This is a genomic window from Streptomyces sp. STR69, assembly GCF_024519455.1.
GTDB lineage: Bacteria > Actinomycetota > Actinomycetes > Streptomycetales > Streptomycetaceae > Streptomyces.
This window is the reverse complement of record NZ_JALJRY010000002.1, coordinates 1-14,128: the sequence shown is the minus strand read 5'-3', so window position 1 is coordinate 14,128 and position 14,128 is coordinate 1. Positions and strand designations below refer to the sequence as shown.

The 14,128-nt window shown below is 71.1% G+C and carries 13 protein-coding genes and 1 pseudogene; all 14 read left to right on the top strand.

All coding sequences use genetic code 11. The annotated features are described in order from the left end of the window. Positions 1-39 precede the first annotated feature (39 nt). Positions 40-2,124 (top strand): non-ribosomal peptide synthetase, encoded by a 2,085-nt coding sequence (locus OC490_RS03775; RefSeq protein ID WP_262056336.1) that lies wholly within the window; start codon positions 40-42, stop codon positions 2,122-2,124. A gap of 55 nt (positions 2,125-2,179) precedes the next feature. Then, on the top strand, positions 2,180-3,184 hold the full coding sequence (locus tag OC490_RS03770) for a TauD/TfdA family dioxygenase (protein ID WP_262056335.1): 1,005 nt from the start codon (positions 2,180-2,182) through the stop codon (positions 3,182-3,184). Then, a complete protein-coding gene (gene sbnB, locus OC490_RS03765) occupies positions 3,181-4,224 on the top strand; it encodes a 2,3-diaminopropionate biosynthesis protein SbnB (protein WP_262056334.1) in 1,044 nt (347 codons plus the stop codon). The genes OC490_RS03770 and sbnB overlap by 4 nt, the downstream gene beginning before the upstream one ends. A 34-nt stretch (positions 4,225-4,258) precedes the next feature. Continuing rightward, positions 4,259-5,245, top strand: coding sequence for a 2,3-diaminopropionate biosynthesis protein SbnA (sbnA, locus tag OC490_RS03760; protein ID WP_262056333.1), 987 nt, complete (start codon positions 4,259-4,261; stop codon positions 5,243-5,245). Positions 5,246-5,314: 69 nt separating this feature from the next. Continuing rightward, a complete protein-coding gene (locus tag OC490_RS03755) occupies positions 5,315-6,949 on the top strand; it encodes an acyl-CoA dehydrogenase family protein (protein WP_262056332.1) in 1,635 nt (544 codons plus the stop codon). A 205-nt stretch (positions 6,950-7,154) separates the two neighbouring features. Continuing rightward, a complete protein-coding gene (locus tag OC490_RS03750) occupies positions 7,155-8,444 on the top strand; it encodes a GAF domain-containing protein (protein ID WP_262056331.1) in 1,290 nt (429 codons plus the stop codon). 169 nt (positions 8,445-8,613) lie between these two features. Beyond that, on the top strand, positions 8,614-9,873 hold the full coding sequence (locus OC490_RS03745) for a hypothetical protein (protein WP_262056330.1): 1,260 nt from the start codon (positions 8,614-8,616) through the stop codon (positions 9,871-9,873). A 45-nt stretch (positions 9,874-9,918) separates the two neighbouring features. After that, on the top strand, positions 9,919-10,491 hold the full coding sequence (locus OC490_RS03740) for a GNAT family N-acetyltransferase (RefSeq protein ID WP_262056329.1): 573 nt from the start codon (positions 9,919-9,921) through the stop codon (positions 10,489-10,491). 127 nt (positions 10,492-10,618) lie between these two features. Further along, positions 10,619-10,702, top strand: a complete 84-nt coding sequence (locus OC490_RS49305) for a putative leader peptide (protein ID WP_309500612.1) — start codon at positions 10,619-10,621, stop codon at positions 10,700-10,702. Between the two features lie 126 nt (positions 10,703-10,828). Beyond that, a complete protein-coding gene (locus OC490_RS03735) occupies positions 10,829-12,526 on the top strand; it encodes a nitrite/sulfite reductase (RefSeq protein WP_262056328.1) in 1,698 nt (565 codons plus the stop codon). Further along, positions 12,523-12,702, top strand: a complete 180-nt coding sequence (locus OC490_RS03730) for a hypothetical protein (RefSeq protein WP_262056327.1) — start codon at positions 12,523-12,525, stop codon at positions 12,700-12,702. Before OC490_RS03735 ends, OC490_RS03730 begins: the two co-directional genes overlap by 4 nt. After that, a complete protein-coding gene (locus OC490_RS03725; protein ID WP_262056326.1) occupies positions 12,699-13,409 on the top strand; it encodes a phosphoadenylyl-sulfate reductase in 711 nt (236 codons plus the stop codon). Before OC490_RS03730 ends, OC490_RS03725 begins: the two co-directional genes overlap by 4 nt. Before the next feature lie 23 nt (positions 13,410-13,432). Next, positions 13,433-13,969, top strand: a complete 537-nt coding sequence (cysC, locus tag OC490_RS03720; RefSeq protein WP_262056766.1) for an adenylyl-sulfate kinase — start codon at positions 13,433-13,435, stop codon at positions 13,967-13,969. Continuing rightward, positions 13,966-14,128 (top strand): annotated as a pseudogene (locus OC490_RS03715) (sulfate adenylyltransferase small subunit); the annotation flags it as partial. The gene cysC and the pseudogene OC490_RS03715, both read left to right, overlap by 4 nt.

The window sequence follows — 14,128 nt, the reverse complement described above, 5'->3', positions numbered from 1 at the left end:
CCTGGCCGCAGGGGGAAGGAAACAGGGGGGAAAAGAACGATGGAGATCATTCCGCGGTGGACGCTCGCTCCGGTGCCCGGTGTGGCGGAGTACGAAGTGTCCCTGCCCGAAGGGCTGTTGATCGAGCCCGCCGCTTTGAAGGCCGCCCACGCGACCGTGCTCGCCGCGCTCTCCGGGGAGAGCGTCGAGGAGGACCCGGCGCTGCAGGTGAGCGTCACGGGCCGCACGCTGCGGCTGCGGTACCGCACCGACGTCCTGGACGCCGAGGCCGCCGCCCGCATCGCGGGCTACCACCTCACCGTCCTCGTCGATCCGAAGCGGACGAGCCTGCTGTCCGAGGCCGAAGTCCGTTTCCAGCTGGAGGAGTTGGCGGGCCCGCGGCGCGAACTGCCGGACCGGCGGGGGCACGAGCTGTTCGAGGACATGATGGAGGTGTGCCCGGACGCGGTCGCCGCCGTGCAGGGTGACCGGGAGTGGACCTACCGGGAGCTCAACTCCCGGGCGAACCAGTTGAGTCGGGCGCTGCTGGCCCGCGGCCTGACCCGCGAGGGTGTCGTCGCCGTGGTGCTGGAGCGCAACCTCGACTGGATGGCCGCCGTACTGGCCGTGTTCAAGGCGGGCGGGGTCTATCTGCCCGTCGAGCCGCACTTCCCGGCCGACCGGGTGGCGCGGGTGCTCGACCGCGCCGGGTGCGAACTGGTGCTGACCGAGCACGGCAGCGACGGCGCGCTGGACACGTCGGACCGCACGCTCTACGTCGACGAGGCCTACGCCGAGGGACATGCGGACAGCGACCTGGGGATCGAGGTCTCGCCCGGTCAACTCGCCTACATCTACTTCACGTCGGGCTCCACGGGTGAGCCCAAGGGCGCGATGTGCGAGCACGCGGGTTTCCTCAACCATGTGTTCGCCAAGCTCGACGACCTGGGGATCGGGGCCGGGCAGGTGGTCGCGCAGACCGCTCCCCAGTGCTTCGACATCTCGCTGTGGCAGCTGGTCTGCGCGCCGCTCGTGGGCGGGCGGACGCTGCTGGTGGAGCAGGACGTGATCCTGGACGTGCCGCGGTTCGTCGACACGATCGAGGCGGGGCGGGTCAATGTGCTCCAGGTCGTGCCGTCGTATCTGGAGGCCGTGCTCGCCGAGTTGGAGCGGCAGCCGCGCCCACTCCCGGACCTGCGCTGTGTGTCGGTCACCGGGGAGGCCGTGAAGAAGGAGCTCGTGGAGCGCTGGTTCGCGGCGCGGCCCGGGGTGCGGCTGGTCAACGCCTATGGCCTGACCGAGACTTCGGACGACACCAACCACGAGGTGATGGACCGGGCGCCGGACGGGCCCCGGGTCCCGCTCGGCCGCCCGGTGGGCAATGTGCGGGTGTACGTCGTCGACGAGGACCTGGTGCCGGTGCCGCTGGGGGCGCCCGGCGAGATCGTGTTCTCCGGTGTGTGCGTGGGCCGGGGGTACGTCAACGATCCCGAGCGGACGGCGGCGGCCTTCACCGAGGATCCGTACCGGCCGGGTGAGCGGCTGTACCGCAGCGGCGACCACGGGCGCTGGCGGCCCGACGGCAAGCTGGAGTTCCTGGGGCGCCGGGACAGCCAGGTGAAGATCCGCGGCTTCCGTATCGAGATCGGTGAGATCGAGAACGCGCTGCTGCGGGTGGACGGGGTCAGGGACGGCGCGGTGGTCGTCGTACGTGGGACGCAGCTGGTGGCGTTCTGCACGGGTGCGCGGCCTGTGCAGGCCGACGCCGTGCGGGCGCGGCTCGCCGAGTCGCTGCCCGCCTACATGGTGCCGTCGGTCGTGCACTGGCGGGCGTCGCTGCCGCTGACCGCCAACGGCAAGACCGACCGCCGGACGCTCACCGCGCTCGCCGGTGACCTGGACGCGGTCGGCGAGGGTCCCGGCACACCGGCCGAGTGCCGGCTGGCGGCGGCCTGGGCGGTGGTGCTCGGCATTCCGGCCGACCGGATCGGCCGCCAGGACCACTTCTTCGACCGCGGCGGCACCTCGCTGGCCGCGGTGAAGCTCGCGGTCGCCCTCGACCGGGCGATCAGCCTCAAGGACGTCACCCGACACCCGGTCCTCGCGGACCTGGCCGGACTGCTGGAACCGCCGGTCTCCTCCTGAGACCCGCCGCACCCCCGGCCGAACGATCGACAGCACCACCGAAAGGAACACCGAGATGTCGCTCTCATCCGCGACCCTTCTCCACGCAGTGACCCTGAGCCCGGACGGTCCGCCGCTGCTGCACGCCGACGCCGGCGCGGACCCGGTCGGCTGGGCCGACCGGCACCGTACGGCGCTGCGGGCCGTCGTCGCCGAGCACGGCTGCGTCCTGGTCCGGGGTCTGGGCCTCGCCGATCCGGCCGGGGCCGAGACCGTCTTCCGGCGGCTCACCGACTCCCTGATGGCCGACCGGGAGCCGTTCGCGCCGCGCCGCACCTACGCGGAGGGCGTGTACTCCGCCACCAAGTGGCCGACCGACCAGCCCATGTGCCTGCACCACGAGTCGAGCTACGCGCTGGACTTCCCCGGACTGCTGCTCTTCGCCTGCCTCGACGCGCCGACCGAGGGCGGCGCGACCCCCGTCGCCGACGCCGAGGCCGTCCTGACCTCGCTGCCCACCACACTGGTGGACCGCTTCGAGCGGGAGGGCTGGCTGCTGACCCGGACCTACCACGAGGAGATCGGGGCGTCGGTCGCCGAGGCCTTCGGCACCGAGGACCGCAGTGTCGTGGAGCGCTACTGCCGGGCCCAGGGCATCGACTTCGCCTGGCAGTCCGACGGTTCGCTGCACACCCGGCAGCACCGCGCCGCCGTGCTCCGCCACCCGGTCACCGGCCGCCGCTGCTGGTTCAACCAGATCGCGTTCCTGAACGAGTGGACGATGGAGCCCGAGGTCCGCGAGTACCTGATCGACGTCTACGGCGCCGACGCGCTGCCCTTCAACACCCGCTTCGGGAACGGCGATCCGGTCGACGCGGACATCGTGGCGGCCATCAACGGGGCCTACGACGCACACGTCCGGCGCACGCCGTGGCGCTCCGGGGATCTGCTGCTGGTGGACAACATCCGTACCGCGCACGGCCGGGACCCGTTCGAGGGCCCGCGTGAAGTGCTCGCCGGACTCGGCGACCCGGTACGGCTCACGGACTGCGCGCCGACAGGAGGGGTGAGGGCGGCATGAGCGAATTCACCACGGACTTCGACACACCCTCGTTCGCGGTCGTCAGCGGCGAGCAGGTCCAACAGGCCCTGGCCGGGCGGGAGTCGGAGATCGGCGAGCTCGTCGAGGCCACCTACCGGCTGCACGGTGCGGGCGACTCCGTGAACCCGCCGTCGTACTTCCTGCGCTTCCCGGACCGCCCCTCGTCCCGGATCATCGCGCTGCCCGCGTCGCTGGGCGGGCCGCTGCGGGTGGACGGCCTGAAGTGGATCTCCAGCTTCCCGGGGAACACCGGCTCGGGCCTGCCCAGGGCCTCGGCGGTGCTGATCCTCAACGACCCCGACACCGGCTATCCGTACGCCTGCCTGGAGAGTTCGGTGATCAGCGCGACGCGTACGGCGAGTTCGGCGGCGCTCGCGGCCGAGAAGCTCAGCCAGGGGCGGACGCGTCCGCTGCGGGTCGGGTTCGTCGGGACCGGCCTGATCGCCCGCTACATCCACACCCATCTCCGCGCCACCGGCTGGGAGTTCGAGGAGACGGGCGTGTACGACCTGTCCGCGGACAGCGCGGAGGGGTTCCGGGGATATCTGGAGCGGTCGGGCGCGCAGGGCCGGATCACCGTGCACGACAAGGCCGAAGGGCTGGTCCGCTCCAGCGACCTGCTGGTCTTCGCGACGATCGCCGGCGCGCCGCACATCCACGATCCGGCCTGGTTCGACCACCATCCGCTGGTCCTGCACGTGTCGTTGCGGGATCTCGACCCGGCGATCCTGCTCGCGTCCGCGAACTTCGTGGACGACGTCGAGCACTGCCTGAAGGCCGACACCTCACCGCACCTGGCCGAACAGGCCACCGGCGGGCGGGAGTTCATCGACGGCACGCTGGACGACGTGCTGACCGGGCGGGTGAGCGTACCGGCGGACCGCACGGTGGTGTTCTCGCCCTTCGGCCTGGGGGTGCTGGACCTGGCGGTCGGCAGGTTCGTCCATGACGAAGTGGCTCGACGGGGCGAACTGCGCGTCGTCGACGGGTTCTTCCACGAGCTGCGCCGGTACGGCTGACGGCGATCGTGGCGCACCACTAGGGGGGAAATACATGGCTGTTATCTCCGATCCCGCGGAGTTCAACGAGGACGAGCTCTACGTCGATCTGCGGGCCTCGCTGGGCCTGCCGCTGTATCTGAAATGTGAGGGGTTCAACTTCGCCGGCTCGATCAAACTGAAGGCCGCCACCGAGATGGTGGACGCCGCCGAGCGGGACGGCATCCTGCGGCCCGGCTCGGTGCTGGTCGAGTCGTCGTCCGGGAACCTGGGAGTGGCCCTGAGCGTGATCGCGGCGAGCCGCGGTTACGGGTTCCTCTGTGTGACCGACAGACGCTGCAACCTGCCCACGGTGCAGCTCATGGAGACGCTGGGCAGCCGGGTCCACATCATCGACCAGCCGGACGGGCACGGCGGTTTCCTGGGCGCCCGGATCGCGTACGTGCGGGCGCTGTGCGCCTCGGACGAGCGGTACGTGTGGCTCAACCAGTACACCAACCAAGGGAATTGGCGGGCGCACTACCGCACCACGGCACCCGCCATCGCCCGCCGGTTCCCCCAGCTCGACGTGCTGTTCGTGGGGGCCGGCACCACCGGGACCCTGATGGGCTGCGCGCGCTGGTTCTGGCAGTGGCGGCGCCGGGTGCGGATCGTCGCCGTGGACGCCGTCGGCTCCGTCACCTTCGGCGGGGAGGCGAGGCCGCGGATGATCCCGGGACTCGGCACCAGCGTGGGGTCGCCCTTCCTCGACGAGTCGTACGTCGACGACGTGATCCATGTCGAGGAGACGGACACCGTGCAGACCTGCCGCCGGCTGGCCGCGCGGGGCTTCCTGTTCGGCGGGTCCACCGGCACGGTCGTCAGCGGGGCCGGCCAGTGGCTCGCCCGCAACGGCTGGCCGGACCGGCGGCACGGCCCGACCGCGGTGGCGATCGCCCCTGACCTGGGCGAACGCTATCTGGACACCGTGTACCGCACGGGCTGGCTGGAAGAGGAGGCGGCCGGGACCGAGATACTGGCGGCCATGTCCCAGTCGGCCTGACGGCGGCGGCGGTGGCTGTTTCACCGCGGAGATCCGGACCACCGCCGTCCGCACGGGTAGGTTCCAGCCATGGCACGCACCACCCACACCGTGACGAACCAGCCTCCCCGGCTGGTCGGATACGACGTCTTCACCGCCGACCACGTCCTGACGGCCGCGGTCGAGCGGCACACGCCGCCCGGACTCCTCACCGAGGTACGGGACGACCTCTCCGCCCTGGGCCGGGCCGCCGGCTCGGCCCAGGTGCAGGAGTGGGGTGCGCAGGCCAACGACAACCCCCCGGGCCTGCGCACCCACGACCGTTTCGGCAACCGGATCGACGAGGTCGAGTTCCATCCGGCCTGGCACCGGCTGCTCGGCAAGGGCGTGGCGGCGGGACTGACCGCGGCCTGGAACCGCCCCGCCGGGCATGTGCGGCGGGCCGCCGGTTTCCTGGTCTGGACACAGGTCGAGGCCGGCAACGGCTGCCCCCTGTCCATGACCCACGCGGCGGTGCCCGCCCTGCGCGCCGACCCCGCGCTCGCCGCCGAGTGGGAGCCCAGGCTGACGTCCATGGTCTACGACCGTGAGCTGCGGCCCGCCCACCTCAAGGCCGGGGCGGTCTTCGGGATGGGCATGACGGAGAAGCAGGGCGGCAGCGACGTCCGCGCCAACACGACGGAGGCGCGACCTCTCGCAGAGGACGGGACGTACGAGCTGACCGGCCACAAGTGGTTCTGCTCGGCGCCCATGTCCGACGGTTTCCTCGTGCTGGCGCAGTCGCCCGGCGGGCTCACCTGCTTCCTGGTGCCCCGGGTGCTGGCGGACGGCACCCGCAACGTGTTCCTGCTCCAGCGCCTCAAGGACAAGCTGGGCAACCGGTCGAACGCCTCCGCCGAGGTCGAGTTCGACGGGACCTGGGCGCGCCGGGTCGGGGACGAGGGGGACGGGGTGCGGACCATCATCGGAATGGTCGCGGCGACCCGGCTCGACTGTGTGCTCGGCTCGGCCGGTCTGATGCGGCAGGCCGTCGCCCAGGCCGTCCACCACGCCACCCACCGCGAGGCGTTCGGCGGCAGGCTCCTCGACAAGCCGCTGATGCGCAACGTCCTGGCCGACCTCGCCCTGGAGTCGGAGGCCGCGACCACGCTCGGGCTCCGACTCGCCGCCGCATACGACGACGGCGGTGAACAGGAGCTGGCGTTCCTGCGGTTGGCGGTGCCGGCCGCCAAGTACTGGGTGACCAAGCGCTGTTCGACGGTCGCGGTCGAGGCCGCCGAGTGCCTGGGCGGCAACGGCTACGTGGAGGAGTCCGGACTGCCGCGCCTGGTACGGGAGTCACCGCTCAACTCGGTCTGGGAGGGCGCCGGGAACATCCAGGCCCTCGACGTACTGCGGGCGTTGCAGCGCGAGCCGCAGGCGCTGAACGCGTTCCTGGTCGAGGTCGGCCGGGTGCGCGGCGCCGATCACCGGCTGGACGGCGCGATGAAGAACCTGCTCGTCGAACTCGCCGACCTGGACGGCATCGAGGGCCGCGCCCGGCGCCTGGTCGAGCGGATCGCCCTCGTACTCCAGGGGGCGCTGCTCGTCCAGCACGCGCCGCCGGAGGTCGCCGACGCGTTCTGCGCCTCCCGGCTGGGCGGCGACTGGGGTGCCACCTTCGGCACCCTGCCGCCGAGCCTGGACCTGACGTCGATCGTGGAACGCGCCCGGCCGACGGCCTGAGCATACCTGCGCAACGCGAGGGTGGTGCTGCGCCGACACGGCACCACCCTCGCAGCGTGGGACAAGTTTCAGACACCGTACGACCGTTCACCAGGGTTGCAGAGGGTTGCAACTTGGTGGCCACTGTGTTCGGAGTGTCTCCCTCCGTCACCGCGGGGCGGCACTATGAGAACAACAGTCGATACGGGACCGGAGAGAAGGACCCATGGTGAACCCGCCGGCCGCCCCAACACAGCACGCCACCGTCGACGCGGCGCGGACGGCACGGATGCTCAGCGACGCCCGGCACACCACGCTCTCGGGGCAGCGCGCCCGCACCGCTCCGCGCCCGGTGATCGAGGAGTCCTGGGAGCGCGCGTTACGCGGCGGGACCCACCCCGACCACGATCTGCGCACCGGACTGCTCTCCCGCGAGGAGGTCGAACGGCGGCGCGGCGCAAGCCCGTTGCGGCACGTCCTGCCGGTGCTGCGGGAGGGCCTGGTGTCGGTCGCGGACGCCGCCCACCACATCGTGCTGATCGCGGACGACGAGGGCCGGGCGCTGTGGCGCGAGGGCAGTGCGGCCGTGCTGCGCAAGGCCGACGAGGTCGGCATCGAGGTCGGCACTGACTGGCGCGAGGACGTCATCGGCCCGAACGGCGTGGGCACCCCGGCGGTCGTACGGCGGCCCGTGCAGGTCTTCGCCGCCGAGCATCTCTCCCGCGCGCTGACCGCGTTCACCTGTGCGGGCGCCCCGATCACCGACCCCAGGGACGGCCGGCTGATCGGTGTCGTCGATGTCAGCGGTCCGCTGGAGACCATGCACCCGGCGACCCTCGCCTGGGTCGACTCGGTGGCGAAACTCGCCGAGGCGCGGCTGCGTGAGCTGCACATGACCTCGCTGGAGCGGCTGCGCGCGGTGGCGGCGCCGATCCTGCCCCGGCTCGGCGGGCGGGCGCTGGTGGTGGACCGGGACGGCTGGACCGCCGCGGTCACCGGAATGCCGTATGTGAAGCGGATCGCGTTGCCCAAGTCGCCCTCGGCCGGCCGTCGTTGGCTGCCCTCGCTCGGGCTGTGCTCGCTGGAGCCGCTGGCCGGGGGCTGGTTGGTCCGGGCCAGCGACGAACCGGGGCCGCGCGCCGCCACCCGGATCGTCCTGGATCTCGCGCTGCCACGGCGCTGGTCGGTGACGGTGTCCGGCTGCACAGGCTCCTGGACCCATGAACTCAGCCCCAGGCACGCCGAGTTGCTCTACCTCCTGGCCCTGCACCGCACCGGTCGCAGCGCGGCGGGCCTGGCCGAGGACATGTTCGGCGACCCGGGCCGCACGGTGACCGTACGCGCCGAGATGTCCCGGGTACGGCGCTATCTCGGGGCGTTCCTGGAGCACCGGCCGTACCGCTTCTGCGAGGACGCGGAGGTCGAGGTGGTGCTGCCGGACGACCCGCGGGAGTTGCTGCCGTATTCGACGGCACCGGCGGTGACCAAGGGGCGGAAGCCGGTCCCGACGCCGTAGCGGACAGGTGGCGCAAAAGACACGTCGGGCGGCATCTTCCGCATAATTGCAGGGTCTTGCCCATGGGGCGGCCTTGACTGCCGTAGCATCCCTCTACGGGCCACCCCACCTGCTCCCTGGTCAACGCACGGATCACCAGGCGCAGTTGGCTCGCTCCGGGAGGACACTTATGGGTGCACGTGGGCGACATCGCCGGCGCAAGCGGGGCAGGGCACTGCGTGCGGCGCTGGCCGGGGCCGCGCTCGGCCTCACCGCCGCCGCGACGATGATCAGTGCCTCGCAGGCGACGGTGAGTTCCGATCCCGGGGCGCTGAAGCCGCTCACCTCGGCTTCCGAACTGGGGAAGTTGGAGCTGCGGGAGAGTCTGGAGCCGCAGCGGTCGCTGGACCGGCTCAGCACCGCGATGGGGCGTCCGGTGGGCGTCGACACCGTGTTGAAGAGCGCCGACCACACACTCCGTGACGCCGCCGACTGCACGACGGACGAGAAGGCGGCGCTGCCCGTCGAACCGGCGGCCACCCGCGCGTACTGCTGGGACAGCGGCGACGCGGCCGACCCGGCGTGGACCCCGCGCTCGGTGACGACCTCGGGCGACGCCGACGAGGACGGCTGGTGGGGCTCGAACCGGGTGATCCTCTCCGGCTGGAGTGCGAACAGCGGCGGCCTGGCCAAGGTCGCCTTCGTGAACGCCGACGACCCCGGCCGGCTCACCTACACCTGGGCCCTCCTCGCCGTACCGACCGACGGCGGGCGCGACTACCGCGGCCTCGTCTCCAAGGTCTCCGGGATGGTCTGGTACCAGGACAAGCTGCTGGTCACCACCACCAGCGGGACCCGCGACGCCCTGTACGTGTACGACATGAACCGCATCCAGCGCGCCACGGTGACGGCCTCCGCGGTCGGCCGGGTGCGCGAGGGCTGGTCGGCCGCCGGGTACCGGTATGTGCTGCCCGCGATCGGGTCGTACCGGCTGACGGGTGACAGCTCCGCCACGGGCCCGGTCGGTCTCTCGCTGGACCGCAGCACGGTGCCGGACAGTCTGGTCGCCGGCGGTGGGAAGCATCTGTGGCGTTACCCGTTCAGCCTGGACCCGGCGCGGCCGGGGCTGCTCGCCACCGACTCGGCAGGACACGCGGTGCCCGAGGAGGCGTACGCGACGAAGGTCACCGGCGTCGGGGGCGTGCTCGCGAACGGTGCCTCCTGGTACCTGGGCGGCGCGGCCGGGGAGCAGAGCGGACACGGCTCGCTGTGGCGGCAGGACGCGAAGGACGCGCGGGCCACCGAGTGCGGGGCCGACGAGACGCACCAGTGCTGGAGCGCGCAGACCGACTCCCTCTCGTACTGGCAGGAAACGGGCGAGGTCTGGTCGGTGTCCGGCCGGATGCTGTTCGCGCTGCCGCTGACCTCGATCGACAGCTCCCTCGATTGATCCGCTGATCGACAGATCCCCCGGCCGGATGATTCGCTGACGGGCATGACGAACACCCCCGTGACCACCTGGTCCCTGGAGCAGACCGACCCGCGCGACCTCCTCCCGGCCGTCAAGCCGGACGGAGACGTGCGGATCGTCCGCGCCGAGGTGCCCTCCCCCGAGTTCAGCCGCTTTCTGTACGCGTCCGTGGGCGGGGACATCCTCTGGATCGACCGGCTCGGCTGGACGTTCGCACAGTGGCAGGAGTACCTGGACCGGCCGGGCACGGAGACCTGGGTCGTGTACGACCGGGGCACCCCCGCCGGGTACATAGAACTGGCCGCGCACGAGGACGGCGTCGTCGAGATCGCCTACTTCGGACTGATCCCCGCCTTCCGCGGCCGACGCCTCGGCGGCCACCTCCTCTCCTACGGCACCGCCCGCGCCTGGGACCTCGCGGACCGCTGGCCGGGGCAGGCGCCGACCCGCCGGGTGTGGGTGCATACCTGCAGCCTGGACGGGGTGCACGCGATGGACAACTACCAGCGCCGGGGCTTCAAGCTCTTCGACACGCAGGTCGAGGAGGTGACGCTGGTGACCACACCGGGCCCGTGGCCCGGGGCCTACTCGGTCTGACCTGCGCCGACAAGACCGCGCGCACGTCATGTGACTGACGACACCCTCGTCTCACATATCGGGACCAGGGTGTCCGCATGGCGGACGAAGCTGGACTGTGTCCAGATCGCCGTGACACGCTTCCGTCATGTCTGGAACTGGGATTGCCTTGGTGAGTCGGCGGCACGTCGACCTCGGCCGCATGTCCAGCGCCATCTGTCCGGCGGGCTAGCCGAGCCGCAGCCCCCGGAATTCCCGTATCTGCCCCACCCTGCGCAAAGACGCGCACGTATGCCCGCATGCGCCCGTACGCGCAGGTCAGAGCCGATCACCCGCCTGTCCCGGAGGACGTAGAACCATGGCCGCCACCCCCGAGAACCCTGCATCCGCAGCGCCCCGCCGCAAGGTGAGCCGTCACCGCGGTGAGGGTCAGTGGGCAGCCGGACACTTCACCCCGCTCAACGGGAACGAGCAGTTCAAGAAGGACGACGACGGTCTCAATGTGCGGACACGCATTGAGACGATCTACTCCAAGCGCGGCTTCGATTCCATCGACCCGAACGACCTGCGCGGCCGTATGCGCTGGTGGGGGCTGTACACCCAGCGCAAGCCCGGGATCGACGGCGGCAAGACCGCGATCCTGGAGCCGGAGGAGCTGGACGACAAGTACTTCATGCTGCGCGTCCGCATCGACGGCGGCCGGCTCACCACGGACCAGCTCCGGGTGATCGGCGAGATCTCGCAGGAGTTCGCGCGCGGCACGGCCGACCTCACCGACCGGCAGAACGTGCAGTACCACTGGATCCGCATCGAGGACGTGCCCGAGATCTGGAACCGCCTGGAGGCGGTCGGTCTCTCCACCACCGAGGCCTGCGGCGACACGCCCCGCACCATCCTCGGCTCCCCGGTCGCCGGCATCGCCGAGGACGAGATCATCGACGGCACGTCGGCGATCGACGAGATCCACCGCCTGTACATCGGCACCAAGGAATTCTCCAACCTGCCGCGCAAGTTCAAGACGGCGATCTCGGGTTCCCCGCTCCTCGACGTCGCGCACGAGATCAACGACATCGCGTTCGTCGGCGTCAACCACCCCGAACACGGCCCCGGTTTCGACCTGTGGGTCGGCGGCGGCCTGTCCACCAACCCGAAGATCGGCGTCCGGCTCGGCGCCTGGGTCCCGCTGGACGAGGTCCCGGACGTCTGGGCGGGCGTGATCGGCATCTTCCGCGACTACGGCTACCGGCGGCTGCGCACCCGCGCCCGCCTGAAGTTCCTCGTCGCGGACTGGGGCCAGGAGAAGTTCCGCCAGGTCCTGGAGGACGAGTACCTCAAGCGCAAGCTCGTCGACGGCCCCGCCCCCGCGCAGCCGGTCCAGCGCTGGCGCGACCACGTCGGCGTCCACCGCCAGCAGGACGGCCTGTTCTACGTCGGTTTCGCGCCGCGTGTCGGCCGCGTCGACGGCACCACGCTCACGAAGATCGCCGAGCTGGCGCAGGCGCACGGCTCGGGCCGGCTGCGCACGACGGTCGAGCAGAAGATGATCGTGCTCGACGTGGCGGAAGACCGGATCGACTCACTGGTGGAGGGCCTCGAAGCCCTCGGCCTCACGGCCAAGCCCTCGCCCTTCCGGCGCGGCACCATGGCCTGCACCGGCATCGAGTACTGCAAGCTCGCGATCGTCGAGACCAAGCAGCGAGGCATCACGCTCATCGACGAACTGGAGCGCCGTATCCCGGAGTTCGACGAGCCGATCACCATCAACATCAACGGCTGCCCGAACGCCTGCGCCCGTATCCAGGTCGCGGACATCGGTCTCAAGGGCCAGTTGGTCCTCGACGACAAGGGCGAGCAGGTCGAGGGCTTCCAGGTGCACCTCGGCGGCGCCCTCGGTCTGGAGGCCAGCTTCGGCCGCAAGGTCCGCGGCCTGAAGGTCACTTCGGAGGAACTGCCCGACTACGTCGAGCGGGTCCTCACCCGGTTCCAGCAGGAGCGCGAGGACGGCGAGCGCTTCGCCGCCTGGGCGACGCGCGCCAGCGAGGAGTCACTGTCGTGAGCGAGCGGGCTGCCCCCTTCTACTGCCCCTACTGCGGTGACGAGGACCTGCGTCCCAACGAGCAGGGCCATGGCGCATGGGAATGCGCGGCATGCAATCGGGCCTTTCAGCTGAAGTTCCTCGGGCTCCTCGCCCGGGGTCTCCAGCAGACCGACGCAGGGGGAGACACGATATGACGACGACTCAGAAAGCGCGCCCGACCGACGACTTGAAAGCCCTGGCCGAGCAGGCGGGCCGCGACCTGGAGGACGCCTCCGCGCTGGAGATCCTCCAGTGGGCGGCTCGGACCTTCGGCAAGCAGTTCTGTGTGACCTCCTCGATGGAGGACGCGGTGGTGGCCCACCTCGCCTCCCGCGCGATGCCCGGCGTCGACGTGGTGTTCCTCGACACCGGCTACCACTTCCCCGAGACCATCGGCACCCGGGACGCGGTCGAGGCCGTGATGAACGTCAACGTCATCACGCTCACCCCGCGCCAGACCGTCGCCGAGCAGGACGCCGAGTACGGCCCCCGACTCCACGACCGCGACCCGGACCTGTGCTGCAAGCTGCGCAAGGTCCAGCCGCTGGAGCAGGGCCTCACCAAGTACGCGGCCTGGGCGACCGGGCTGCGCCGCGACGAGTCCCCGACCCGGGCGGGCACCCCGGTCGTCGGCTGGGACGAGAAGCGCCAGAAGGTCAAGGTCTCCCCCATCGCCCGCTGGACCCAGGACGACGTGGACGCCTATGTGGCCGAACATGGCGTCCTCACCAACCCGTTGCTGATGGACGGCTACGCGTCCGTCGGCTGCGCCCCCTGCACCCGCCGGGTCCTGGCCGGCGAGGACGCGCGCGCCGGCCGCTGGGCGGGGCGCGGCAAGACCGAGTGCGGGCTGCACGAATGACCATCACCGAGAAGGAGTCGCACGTGACGACCGGAGCCACCGTCTGGCTCACGGGTCTGCCGAGTGCCGGCAAGACCACCATCGCGTACGAGCTGGCAGGCCGGCTGCGCGAGGAGGGCCACCTCGTCGAGGTGCTCGACGGCGACGAGATCCGCGAGTTCATCTCAGCGGGCCTCGGTTTCTCCCGCGAGGACCGGCACACCAACGTGCAGCGCATCGGCTTCCTCGCCGAACTGCTCGCCCGCAACGGCGTCAAGGCGCTCGTCCCGGTCATCGCGCCGTACTCCGACAGCCGCGAGGCCGTCCGCAAGCGGCACCAGGAGAGCGGCGCCGCCTATATCGAGGTGCATGTGGCGACCCCGGTCGACGTGTGCTCCGTACGCGATGTGAAGGGGCTCTACGCCAAGCAGGCCGCCGGTGAACTGACCGGGCTCACCGGGGTCGACGACCCGTACGAGGAGCCCGAGTCGCCGGACCTGCGGATCGAGTCGCAGCACCAGACCGTGCAGGAGTCGGCAGCGGCACTCCACGCGCTGCTCACCGAGAGGGGACTGGCATGACGGCGACCGTCGCCAAGGCCGAGGACGGTACGGACACGCCGTACGCCCTCTCACACCTGGACGCTCTTGAGTCCGAGGCGGTGCACATCTTCCGTGAGGTGGCCGGTGAGTTCGAGCGGCCGGTGATCCTCTTCTCCGGCGGCAAGGACTCCATCGTCA

Coding starts and splice junctions, on each gene's coding strand:
- OC490_RS03740 (WP_262056329.1), top strand. CDS start 9,919: ATGACGAACACCCCCGTGACCACCTGGTCCCTGGAGCAGACCGACCCG.
- OC490_RS03755 (WP_262056332.1), top strand. CDS start 5,315: ATGGCACGCACCACCCACACCGTGACGAACCAGCCTCCCCGGCTGGTC.
- OC490_RS03750 (WP_262056331.1), top strand. CDS start 7,155: ATGGTGAACCCGCCGGCCGCCCCAACACAGCACGCCACCGTCGACGCG.
- sbnA (WP_262056333.1), top strand. CDS start 4,259: ATGGCTGTTATCTCCGATCCCGCGGAGTTCAACGAGGACGAGCTCTAC.
- OC490_RS03770 (WP_262056335.1), top strand. CDS start 2,180: ATGTCGCTCTCATCCGCGACCCTTCTCCACGCAGTGACCCTGAGCCCG.
- OC490_RS49305 (WP_309500612.1), top strand. CDS start 10,619: ATGTCTGGAACTGGGATTGCCTTGGTGAGTCGGCGGCACGTCGACCTC.
- OC490_RS03745 (WP_262056330.1), top strand. CDS start 8,614: ATGGGTGCACGTGGGCGACATCGCCGGCGCAAGCGGGGCAGGGCACTG.
- OC490_RS03775 (WP_262056336.1), top strand. CDS start 40: ATGGAGATCATTCCGCGGTGGACGCTCGCTCCGGTGCCCGGTGTGGCG.
- sbnB (WP_262056334.1), top strand. CDS start 3,181: ATGAGCGAATTCACCACGGACTTCGACACACCCTCGTTCGCGGTCGTC.
- OC490_RS03725 (WP_262056326.1), top strand. CDS start 12,699: ATGACGACGACTCAGAAAGCGCGCCCGACCGACGACTTGAAAGCCCTG.
- OC490_RS03735 (WP_262056328.1), top strand. CDS start 10,829: ATGGCCGCCACCCCCGAGAACCCTGCATCCGCAGCGCCCCGCCGCAAG.